9 protein-coding genes and 2 riboswitches are annotated in these 11,263 nt (G+C 62.9%); of the genes, 5 read left to right on the top strand and 4 right to left on the bottom strand.

The genetic code is table 11. The annotated features are described in order from the left end of the window. Window positions 1-123: 123 nt before the first annotated feature. Window positions 124-363 carry a hypothetical protein gene (locus tag AWB79_RS39900; protein ID WP_157695930.1) on the bottom strand — a complete coding sequence of 80 codons (240 nt, stop codon included), beginning with the start codon at window positions 361-363 and terminating at the stop codon, window positions 124-126. 264 nt (window positions 364-627) lie between these two features. Between AWB79_RS39900 and AWB79_RS36790 the strand changes: the two genes are divergently transcribed. Further along, the gene (locus AWB79_RS36790; protein ID WP_061172390.1) at window positions 628-1,815 is read left to right on the top strand and encodes an NHL repeat-containing protein; all 1,188 of its coding nucleotides are present in this window, start codon (window positions 628-630) and stop codon (window positions 1,813-1,815) included. A 69-nt stretch (window positions 1,816-1,884) separates the two neighbouring features. On the opposite strand, the gene AWB79_RS36785 is transcribed toward AWB79_RS36790, so the two are convergent. Both AWB79_RS36785 and AWB79_RS36780 read right to left on the bottom strand, forming a co-directional pair. Continuing rightward, complete coding sequence (locus tag AWB79_RS36785) at window positions 1,885-3,138, bottom strand: D-amino acid dehydrogenase (RefSeq protein WP_061172389.1); 1,254 nt, start codon at window positions 3,136-3,138, stop codon at window positions 1,885-1,887. Window positions 3,139-3,207: 69 nt separating this feature from the next. Further along, a riboswitch (glycine riboswitch) is annotated at window positions 3,208-3,312 on the bottom strand. A 3-nt stretch (window positions 3,313-3,315) separates the two neighbouring features. Continuing rightward, window positions 3,316-3,407: riboswitch (glycine riboswitch) on the bottom strand. Between the two features lie 88 nt (window positions 3,408-3,495). Further along, complete coding sequence (locus AWB79_RS36780; protein ID WP_061172388.1) at window positions 3,496-4,422, bottom strand: LysR family transcriptional regulator; 927 nt, start codon at window positions 4,420-4,422, stop codon at window positions 3,496-3,498. Window positions 4,423-4,572: 150 nt separating this feature from the next. Between AWB79_RS36780 and speB the strand changes: the two genes are divergently transcribed. From speB to betA, 4 genes are all read left to right on the top strand, one after another. Further along, complete coding sequence (gene speB, locus AWB79_RS36775; protein WP_061172387.1) at window positions 4,573-5,547, top strand: agmatinase; 975 nt, start codon at window positions 4,573-4,575, stop codon at window positions 5,545-5,547. Window positions 5,548-5,627: 80 nt separating this feature from the next. Next, complete coding sequence (locus tag AWB79_RS36770; protein WP_061172386.1) at window positions 5,628-7,136, top strand: aldehyde dehydrogenase family protein; 1,509 nt, start codon at window positions 5,628-5,630, stop codon at window positions 7,134-7,136. A 46-nt stretch (window positions 7,137-7,182) separates the two neighbouring features. Next, window positions 7,183-8,712 (top strand): purine-cytosine permease family protein, encoded by a 1,530-nt coding sequence (locus AWB79_RS36765; RefSeq protein WP_061172385.1) that lies wholly within the window; start codon window positions 7,183-7,185, stop codon window positions 8,710-8,712. Between the two features lie 38 nt (window positions 8,713-8,750). Continuing rightward, a complete protein-coding gene (gene betA / locus AWB79_RS36760; protein ID WP_061172384.1) occupies window positions 8,751-10,442 on the top strand; it encodes a choline dehydrogenase in 1,692 nt (563 codons plus the stop codon). Between the two features lie 46 nt (window positions 10,443-10,488). On the opposite strand, the gene AWB79_RS36755 is transcribed toward betA, so the two are convergent. Continuing rightward, window positions 10,489-11,259, bottom strand: a complete 771-nt coding sequence (locus AWB79_RS36755) for a flagellar brake protein (protein ID WP_061172383.1) — start codon at window positions 11,257-11,259, stop codon at window positions 10,489-10,491. Between the last annotated feature and the right edge of the window lie 4 nt (window positions 11,260-11,263).

Below are 11,263 nucleotides of genomic sequence, written 5' to 3'. Positions count from 1 at the left end.
CCACACTCGCTTCCGCAGCTCAACCTCATGGGCTCTAAACATTAAATCCGCCGTTGCGCTTCAACCTTGAAACCGCCCGGTGATTGCATCGCACAGGCTCTCACAGTCATTTCCTCGCTCGCTTCAAAAGAGCCACATCCTGGTATTCCATGCATAGTTATCCAAAATAATAAAAAGAAGACCCACTACTTTGCAGCTGCCTGCCGGTATCGAGGTTGTTTTCGCTATTCGGGCTTGTTCAAGCACAGCCCAGATGTTCGGACGCCGGTCCAGAACCGTGACTACGATGGAGATTGCCATGAAAGGCTCAATCGCATTTGCCAGGACACTTCTTGTTTCGATAGTCATCGCATCCATCGTCACGGCCTTATCCGGATGTGGCGGAGGAAAGTGGGGAGGCGCAGCCAATGGAAGCGCATTCTTCCCCGGTGTCTTATACGGCCTTATCACCGGCTAACCAATCAAAGCTATGGCGCTGCACGTCGCGACGTGTAGCCGCGCATGTTCTGCCGACTGCCGGACAGGCACGCCGGATGTGGCGCAGTCACCCCGAGTCTCGCCGGCGTTGCTGTCGACGATTGCCCGTCGTCGCCTCGTCGGTCTTCCAGCAACCGACGGAGGTATCGAATGATTGCCAATGCTCGCAGCGCTTTTCCGAAGGCCTTTTCGCAAGTCAGTCGCTGGCTGAATTGCCGTAACCGGCGGCGCTCCATGATGCTGGCTTCGATCGTTGCGATGGCGTCGTGGTCGATCGCGTCTTCCGGATCGGCGCAGCAGTTGTTCATGGGAGATGTCGCGGACAATTCCGTCAAACAGTTCGACTTGCAGACCGGCGTAACGTCGATTTTTATCGAGCCGAAAAGCGCGGGATTGAATGGGCCGACTGGAATGATTTTTAGCCAGGGGCAGCTATACGTCGTGAATCAGAACGTGAATACAGGTCAACGCGGAGAAGTGCTCAAGTTCGACGGCGCGACGGGGACTTTTATCGGCAAACTGATTTCCTCCAGCGATATCAATGCGCCGTTTGCGCCGCGAGGAATCGTGCTGGGCACGGACTCGAGCTTCTACGTGGCGTCGATGCTCAGTAAGCCGGGCAAGTGCGCAAATGCAGGCAGTGTCAACGTGTACAACAATTCAGGCGTCTTTCAGTACAGCCTCGCTCCCGATCCCCGGCAGTTTCCGCACGTATTCCATCCGCGCGGGGTCGTCTTCGCGCCGGACGGTACGCTGTATGTCACCGCAATCGGCTGTCTCGACCCGACAGACCCCGACTATGACCCGAGTTCCGATCCGCTTGCGGGTTATGTCCTGACGTTCCGTCGTCCCGCTTCTGGTGGGAACCTGGTCTTCGACAAGGTGCTCGCGTCCAACAGCGGGAACTCGGTTCCCTATCTGCACCGCCCTGAGGGCCTGGTCGTCGACAATCAGGGCAACCTGTGGGTCACGAGTTTTCGCAGCGATTCCACTGCACCGACGGATACCGACAAACTACTGAAACTCAACGGGCAGAATGGCAGCCTTCTCGCCAAGATAGAACTGGATACCAAGGCAAACAAGCCGCATCCGAATCCGCCCCGCGCACCAGCGCAGGCGATCATCCTCGGGCCGGGCGGTGACCTGTTCGTACCCATCTCAGGTACTGATTCGAACACGGCGGGCGAGTTGCTGCGTTGTAATGTTTCGACGCTGCAATGTTCCGTTCTCATCAAGCCCTACGGCGACCTGCAGCCAGGCCATCCCGACAGCACGCAGATGCCGTGGTATCTGATCTTCAAAACGAGTAACCCCGCGACACTCCAGTACACCAACTGAAGCCCCATCGTCCATCAACGACGGGAAACGCGCGCGGCCGCACAATCGCGAGGCCGCGCGCGCTGCTTCTTATGCGGCGCGACGCAGGTCCACTGCGCACTGAGCCGGGTCCAGCAGGATCGCATCCGCAATCGACTCCGCAGTCGCCGCGGACAAGGTCCATCCGAGATGCCCGTGCCCCGTGTTGTAGTAGACGCCCGCACGCTTGCCCTGCCCGACGCGCGGCAGCATGCTCGGCATCATCGGACGCAGACCGGCCCAGGGAATCACCCGCGCGGTCGATATCTCCGGAAACAGCTCACGCGTCCACGCGACGAGCGGCGCGATGCGATCGGCCCTGATGTCGCGATTGAAGCCATTGATCTCCGCCGTGCCCGCTACGCGAAATCGGTCTGCTCCGAGACGGCTCGTCACGATCTTCGCCTTGTCATCGAGCAGGCTCACCCACGGGGCCGCCTGCCGGCTCTTCTCGTCGTCGAGGCATACCGTGATCGAATAGCCCTTCACGGGATACACGTTCACGTGATCGCCGAGCATCTGCGCGAACTCGCGGCTTCGCACGCCCGCACACACGACGATGCGATCGAACCCGCTTGCGAGCGCGTCCTCGGCGTTGCGCGTCCGGATGTCGAAACGCCCGTCGCGGGTCTGGTCGATCGACGCGATTTCCGTGTCGTAGCAGAACTTGACACCATGCCTCACGCACGCTTGCGCAAGCCCCCGCGTGAACTTGTGAATATCGCCGGTCGCATCCGAAGGTGTGAAGAAGCCGCCATGGAAATCGCCCTGCAACGCCGGCTCGATCCCGCCGATTTCGCCGCCAGCGACGGCATGCCGGTCGAGTCCGCCTTCGCGCAGCAGCTCGTTGACTTTAGCGGCGCTATCGTAGTCCTTGCGGCTTCGATAGACATGCAGAATGCCCCGACGCTCCAGATCGAAGTCGATATGCTCGCGCTCAGCGATCGTGTACAGATGGCTGCGTGCCGCAAGTGCGATGCGCACGGTTTCGATGGTGTTCGCGCGGTAGTTCCCGATCTGGCGCAGGAACTCGCCCATCCACGAGTACTTGTGCCATGAAGGCAAAGGATTGAGCAGCAACGGCGCATCGCGCGTGAGCATCCATCGCAGTCCCTTCACGACGGTTGCGGTGTGATTCCAGACTTCCGCGTTGCTGACGGACAACTGGCCGCCGTTCGCAAAGGAGGTTTCCATGGCCGCATAGCGATGCCGTTCGAAAACGGTGACGTCGAAGCCGCGGCGAACGAGGGCGTAAGCGGTCGTGACGCCGGTGATGCCGGCGCCGATAATGGCGATTCTTGACATGACATGGTCCAGATTGCGTTGAGCATGTGCCGGGTGGACGCGACGCGCGTCGGTCCGGCTCCCTGCCCCATCTGTCCATGTACCTGAGAGTTTCGATCCTGCGTGGCCGCCGCTCCTGCGTGGCGCCCTGGCGGGAAATCCCCTTCGGTGGGCGCAGTGCGCCTCTCTCCAGATCGTTCCTGCGGCGCGGTCCTTGGGCCTGAGAGTTTCCGGGGCGGTTGCTCCGTCGGCGCCGTCATGAGCCTGACGGTCTCTCCCGCGCTGCATTCGAGAACACTGGCACGATAGCTTTCCGGATTTCCGGATGCAAGCGGTTTTTTTGGGATGCAGGCGCAGCCTTATCGGACGATGCGCGCGTCAGGCTTCTGACGCGGCCGCTCGCAACGCCTCGTGACACGCCTGCAGGTCCGCCATGAACACCTTCAGGATCGACGGCATCGACGCGCCTCGCCGCGTGATTGCGCAGAACGGCCAGCCGGCGCCGAAGCGCTCGGCGCAGACCCTGCGCATGTCGCCGCTCTCGACCCAGCCGGTGGCGTAGTGATTGGGCAGAAACCCCACGTACGCGCCCGACAGAATGAGGATGGCCTGCGCCTCGACATTGTCGACGGTGGCCGCCGCCTTGCTCGCGCTCAGCATCCGCAGATCGTGCTGCTGGAAGTAGCCCCGCGCGACGATCCGGCTTTCGGCGATCATTTCCGAGGACACGTCGGCGTCGAACGCGCGCGCGTAGAGCGGGCTGCCCTTGCCGCAATAGAGGCCGTCCGGTTCGACGTAAAGCTCGTCGTATCTCAGCCCGGGCACATGAATCGGGAAGTGCCCGATCGCCACATGGAGCCGGCCGTCGAGCACGCGCTCCTCGAGCTCGGCGGGCGAACCGACATAGATATCGACGTGCACGTCGTGCCCGCGCGACACGAACTTCTGCAACGCGTGCGGCAGCGGCGAGGTCTTGTCGGAGACCGTGTTGTCGATGGTCCCGAGGTATAGCCTGCCCGAAATGTGCTTCTTGAGCGCGTCGGTATCCATGCAGAACGCTTCCACGGCTATTTGCAGCCGCTGCGCCGCCTCGAAGGTCGCGATGCCGTGCTCGGTCAGCCGGAAGCCGCCGCGGCCCCGTTCGCACAGCTTGAGCCCGAGGCGGGTCTCCAGCGTGGTCATCTGTTCGCTTATCGTCGACTGGCTCACGTTCAGGCTCGCCTGCGCGGCGGAGAAACCGCCGCATCGCACCACGGCCATGAACACGCGCAGCAGCTTGAGATCCACGTCCTGCAACTGGGTCATCGGGTTGCGCCTCCCCTCGTCATTGCTTCGGATTATCCGATGTGAACATCCGATACTCGTGATTTTTACGTCCGTCATTCCTGTTCATAGTTTCTCAAAACAACGCGCAGGCTCGACCTGCGGTCCATCTTGACAGAACAGGAGATAGAGATGCAGGGCAACAACTATGAATCCGGGCGGCTCAACCTGCCGTTCGTCGGCCATTGCACGTTCGCGAAGTCGCCGGTGTGCCTCGACTGGAACCGGATCGACGCCGACGTGGCGATCCTTGGCGCGCCGAACGACATGGGCACGCAATGGCGCTCCGGCGCGCGCTTCGGGCCGCGCAGCATCCGTGAAGCCTCCACGCTGTTTTCGTTCGGGCACGCCGGCGCCTACGACCACGAAGACGACGTGCTGTATCTGAGCCGCGATCAGGTGCGCATGGTCGATGTCGGCGACGCCGACATCGTGCACACCGACATGGCGAGCAGCAACGCGAACATCGAGCTCGCGGTGCGGAAGATCCTCGCGTGCGGCGCGATGCCCGTCACGCTGGGCGGCGACCATTCGATTCATGCGCCGGTGATCAAGGCGTTCGAAGGCAGAGGGCCGATTCACATCATCCATTTCGACGCGCATCTGGACTTCGTCGACGAGCGTCATGGCGTGCGCTACGGGCACGGCAATCCGTTGCGGCGCGCATCCGAGATGGACCATATCGTCGGCATGACGCAGCTCGGCATTCGCAACGTGTCGTCTTCGAACCGTGACGACTATGACGCGGCGCGCCGTGCGGGTTCCGAAATCCTTTCCGTGCGCGACGTGCGCCGGCTCGGGACGGACGGCGTGCTCGCCCGCATTCCCGAAGGCGCGGCCTACTATATAACCATCGACATCGACGGCTTCGACCCTTCCATCGCGCCCGGTACGGGCACGCCGAGCCACGGCGGCTTCCAGTACTACGAGGTGCTCGAGATCATCCAGGCGCTCGCCCGGCGCAGCCGTGGAAACATCGCAGGAATGGACCTCGTGGAGGTCGCGCCCGCCTACGATCCCGCCGGCGTCACGCCGATTCTCGCCGCTCAACTGCTGATGAATTCGATCGGCTTCATCTTTCACGAGCGCAGCAAGGCCAGACGCTGATACGCGCCTGCAAGCGAACGGTTCACACCGCCATTCACGGGGCTCGACATCACGAAGCCCCGGACAATCAGGAGACGACGTTGGATACCATTGTCCGCAATTACCTGGCGCAGTTCGGCGTTCAGGAAGCCACCACGCGCTTTTTGAACAAGCCGCAGAAAATGTTCATCGCCGGTGAATGGGTCACGGGCGCCGCGGGAGAAACGCTCGATGTGATCGAGCCATCGACCACCGGCGTCATCACGCAGATTCCGCTCGCCACCGCCGACGATCTCGATCGCGCGGTGCGCGCCGCGCGCGCCCAGTTCGATGGCGGTGCGTGGCGCAAGCTCAAGCCGCTGGAACGCGAACGCCTGCTGCACCGGCTCGCGGACCTGCTCGAAGCCAACGCGACCGAGCTCGCGGAAATCGAATCGATCGACATGGGCAAGTCCGCCGCGCAGGCGCGTGACGTCGACGTGCAGGGCACCATCGACACGTTCCGCTACTTCGCCGGCTGGGCCTCGAAGCTGCACGGGCGCACCGTCGAGCCTTCGCTGCCGGGCGACTATGTCGCTTATACGCGCAAGGAGCCGATCGGCGTGGTGGGCATCATCGTGCCCTGGAATTTTCCGCTGCAGACCATGGCGTGGAAGCTCGCAGCAGCGCTCGCCGTGGGCTGCACGGCGGTCATCAAGCCGGCCGAACTCACGTCGCTGTCGACGCTGCGCTTCGCCGAGCTGGTGCAGGAGGCCGGCATTCCGGAAGGCGTCGTCAATGTCGTGACGGGACGTGGCGGCGTGATCGGCGCGGCGCTCGCGCGTCATCCCGGCATCGACAAGCTCACGTTCACCGGCTCGACGGCCGTGGGGCGCGACGTGGGACAGGCGGCCGTGCACGACATCCGCCGCGTGACGCTGGAACTGGGCGGCAAGTCGCCGGTGCTGGTGCTCGACGACGCGGACGTCGACGCCGCCGCGCGCGCTGTCGCGAACGGCATGTTCTTCAACTCCGGTCAGGTCTGCGACGCCGGCACGCGCGTGTATGTCCAGCGCAAGATCCATGAGCGCTTTCTCGCCGCGCTCGTCGATTACACGCGCACGTTGAAGATCGCGCCGGGCCTCGATCCCGACTGCTTCATCGGTCCGTTGGTATCGGCGCAGCAGAAGGAACGCGTGAGCGCGTATATCGACACGGGAAGGCGCGAAGGGGCCGAGCTCGTCTACGGCGGACGCAGGCGGAACGAGGCCGGTTACTTCGTCGAACCCGCGATCTTCGCGCATTGCCGCAACTCGATGAAGATCGTTCGCGAAGAGATCTTCGGACCCGTGCTCGTGACCTCGCCGTTCGACGATATCCGCGACGCCGTTCAGCTCGCGAACGACTCGCCTTACGGTCTCGCCGCGGCCATCTACTCGAACGACGTCAATCGCATCCATGCGCTGGTGCCGCAACTGCGCGCGGGCAGCGTCTACGTGAACGCGCACAGCACGATCGACCCGGCGATGCCATTCGGCGGCTTCAAGGAATCGGGTTTCGGCAAGGACCTCGGGATGGAGCAGCTCGATCATCTGACGGAGACGAAGGCCGTCTGGATCACCTTGCACTGAGCGTCTGTCCCCTCTCACGGCATCAGCATACTGATCGAGGTACGCGATGAAATCGTATGAAAGCACTGCGAACGCGGGCTCAAACCCGGCGGCGGCGAGCGAACACGGCGCGATCGAAGGTCATTCGATCGACTTCATTCCCGAGCACGAGCGAACCGACCGGCTGTCCCGCCAGGGACCTTTCTGGTTCCTCGGCAACTTTACCTTCTTCACGATGACGATCGGCTTCGTCGGGCCGAGCGTTGGTCTCACGTCGTGGTGGACGACGGTGGCCGGCACGCTCGGCATCATGTTCGGGACGCTGTTCATGGCGTTTCACGGCTCGCAAGGGCCTCATCTCGGCTTGCCGCAGATGATCCAGTCGCGCGCGCAGTTCGGCTATCGCGGCGTCATTCTGGTGTTGTTCGCGACGCTGTTCGTCTTCGCGGGCTTCAACATCGTCAATCTCGTGTTGATGATGCAGGGCCTGAAGACGCTGTTCGGCTGGGACCCCATCAGGATCGCGCTCGCGGTCACCGTGCCGGCGTCGATACTCGCCGTGCTCGGCCACGACTGGATGCACCGCAGCTTCAAGTGGGCGCTGTATCTGTCGCTGCCGCTGTACGGGCTCGTCACCCTCGCGGTGCTGATGCACTGGGTGCATGACATCCCGCTGCCGGCAACGGCTGCCGGCGCGAATCCTCCGGCGCCGCTCGGCTTCAACTGGACGGGATTCATCGCCCAGTTCGCCGCGGCCGCGAGCTACAACATCGCCTATGCGCCCTACGTGTCCGACTACTCGCGCTATCTGCCGAAGAACACGCCGGGCGGCAAGCTCATCGCAGCGGTGTTCGTCGGGGCGTCGCTCTCGGGTGCGTGGATGATAGCCGTCGGCGGCTGGCTCGCCGATCACCTGCACGCGAGCGATGTGCTCGTCGCACTCAACCAGGTCGGCAGCGATCTCGCGCCGGGTCTTGGCAGCGTGATCGTCGGCGTCACGATTCTTGCCTTCCTGCCCGTCATTGCGATGAACATCTACAGCGCGAAGCTCACGGCCATCACCGGCGTCGATTCGTTCAGGAAGATCCGTCCGACGGCGAGGACGCGCATCGTCGCGGTGCTCTTCGTCGTATGCCTGCAGCTAGGCGTGGCGTTGAGCATCTACACGTCGGGCAAGGGATTGTCGGTGCTGAACATCTATCTCGTCGTGATGCTGTACTTCCTCGTGCCGTGGACGGCGGTCAATCTCACCGACTATTTCTTCGTCCGCAAAGGCCGCTACGCGATCCCGCATTTCTTCATGCCCCACGGGAGCGTGTACGGAGCGTGGGGCGTGCGCGGGCTGATTTCATACGTGATCGGCTTCGCCGCGATGGTCCCCTTCTTCTGCATCTTCGACGGCCAGGACGAAGTCTACGTCGGTCCGCTGGCACGAGCGATCGGCAGTGTCGATCTGGCGTGGCTGGTCGGCCTGATCGTCTCGGGAATCGCCTACTTCCTGCTCGCGCGCTCGCTCGACATGAGCAAGGAAGAGGCGCTCATCCACCAGATCGAAAAGACCTCGCCCCAGTACACGACCGGCGACAAGCGCTTCTGACCCGACGCGTCACCCACGATTGAGAAACAGGAAAAGACATGTCAACCGATCAATACGATTACATCATCGTCGGCGCGGGTTCGGCCGGATGCGTGCTGGCCAACCGCCTCAGCGAAGACCCGTCAGTGAGCGTGCTGGTGCTGGAGTACGGCGGCAGCGATCGCAGCATCATCATCCAGATGCCGAGCGCGTTCTCCATGCCGATGAACACGAAGAAGTACAACTGGAAGTACCAGACCGCGCCGGAGCCTCACCTCGACGGACGCCAGTTGCATTGTCCCCGTGGCAAGGTGCTGGGCGGGTCTTCGTCGATCAACGGCCTCGTCTATATTCGCGGCCACGCGTATGACTTCGACGAATGGGAATCGCTGGGCGCGCGCGGCTGGGGCTACGCCAACTGCCTGCCGTATTTCCGGCGCGCGGAGAGCTACAAGTTCGGCGGCGATCTTTACCGGGGCGAGAACGGACCCTTGTCGACGAACAACGGCAACAACATGCGCAATCCGCTCTACGGCGCATGGGTGGAAGCGGGCGCACAGGCTGGCTACATCAAGACGGACGATTGCAACGGCCACATGCAGGAAGGCTTCGGCGCAATGCACATGACCGTGAAGGACGGCGTGCGCTGGTCCACCGCCAATGCCTATCTGCGACCGGCGATGAACCGGCCGAACCTGCGTGTCGTGACCAACGCGATGACGCACCGGGTGCTGACCGAAGGCAAGCGCGCGGTGGGCGTGATCTACGAGCAGGGCGGCGTGACGCACACGGCGCGCTGTCGCGCCGAAGTGCTGATCTCGTCGGGCCCGATCGGCTCGCCTCATCTGCTCCAGCGCTCGGGCATCGGACCGGCGGAGGTGCTGCGCCGCGCGGGCGTCGAGGTCCGGCACGACCTGCCGGGCGTCGGCGAGAGCCTGCAGGATCACGCCGAAATCTACATTCAGTACGCGTGCAAGCAGCCGGTCACGCTCAACAGCAAGATGGACCCGTTCAGCAAGTTCATGATCGGGCTGCGCTGGCTGCTCTTCAAGGATGGACTCGGCGCCAGCAACCATTTCGAGGCGGGCGGTTTCATCCGCTCGGAAGCGGGTTTGCGCTGGCCGGACATCCAGTTCCACTTCCTGCCCGCCGCCATGCGCTATGACGGCGACAAGCCGCTCAAGGGACACGGCTTCATGGTGCTCACCGGCCCGAACAAGCCGAAGAGCCGGGGTTACGTGCGCCTGAATGCCGCCGACCCGTACGTGCACCCCGAGATCCGCTTCAACTATCTCGAACGCGAGGAAGATCGTGAGGGATTCAGGCGTTGCGTGCGCCTCACGCGGGAGATCATCGCGCAGCCGGCGATGGATCCGTACCGCGATATCGAGCTCGCGCCGGGACCGGACGTCCGTACGGATGCCGAGATCGACGCCTTTGTCCGGGCGAATCTGGAAAGCACGATGCATCCCTGCGGATCGTGCCGGATGGGCGAAGACGCGATGGCCGTTGTCGACTCGGAGCTGCGGGTGCGTGGCATGGAGGGACTGCGCGTGATCGACTCATCCGTCTTTCCGACCGAACCGAACGGCAATCTGAACGCGCCCACGATCATGCTGGCCGAACGCGCCGCCGACCTCGTCAAGGGGACACCGATGCTCGAACCTTCGCATGCGCACGTGGGACTCGCGGAAGGTTGGGAAACACGGCAACGCACGCATCAGCCCAAGCGCAAATTGCATCACGTGTGAACCCCGTCGCGCGGTTCTGATCGCCTCGTCGACATCGACAAGCGCATCAGAGCCGCGCCGCGCGCTCCTTGCGATCCATTTCGAGTTGCGTGATCGCACGTTGCAGCACGCGCTCCGCGCTTCCCTTCAGCTCGACGAACCGGCAACCCAGAACGGTACGACGTTCGCCGGTGCGCGTGACGACTTGCCGAGGCGCGACGACCTCCAGATCCACGGGCACCGAGCCGAGTTTGCCGACTTGCAAGCTCACTTCTTTCCATAATGTGCCGTGCTCAAGCGATTCGAAGCGCGTCTCCCGCGTCCGCAGCGCGACGCCTCCAAGCGACAGGTCCTGCAATTCGAACTGAAACGAAGCACCGGCTTCATCGGCTCCGCTGGCGATGAACGCATCGAACATCGGCGCATCGACGCGGTAGTACTCGCGGCGCTGCACGTAGTGAAGCACGTCGGGAAACGGCGCTTCGAAGGCCGGACGTCCTTCGAAGGTCGTCGTGACGGCACGCCCCGTCACGAACCGGGTACGAATGCCCGACGGCTGACTGCGGAACATGAGTTCGTCGGCATGGATGAGTTCGCGGTTGTCGCGCGGCGCGCCACCCAGATCGAACACAAAGCGAGCGCTGCGCGAATCGACTTCGAGCAGTTGCGTGACCAACTGAGTGCCCTCGAATTCGACTGTCAGAAAATCGCCGCGCGACAGAATGCTTCGAAGGCACAGCGCGATCTGTGCTGTGAACCGCTGCGCATAGCGGTCGTCGGTCTCCCACACCTGCGTCTTCTCCGCGCTTTCGTGGGTAAGGGAATGTTCTGCATTCATCGTG

The sequence above is a fragment of the Caballeronia hypogeia genome (genome assembly GCF_001544875.2).
GTDB classification, from domain to species: domain Bacteria; phylum Pseudomonadota; class Gammaproteobacteria; order Burkholderiales; family Burkholderiaceae; genus Caballeronia; species Caballeronia hypogeia.
This window is presented reverse-complemented; position numbering and strand designations above follow the sequence as displayed.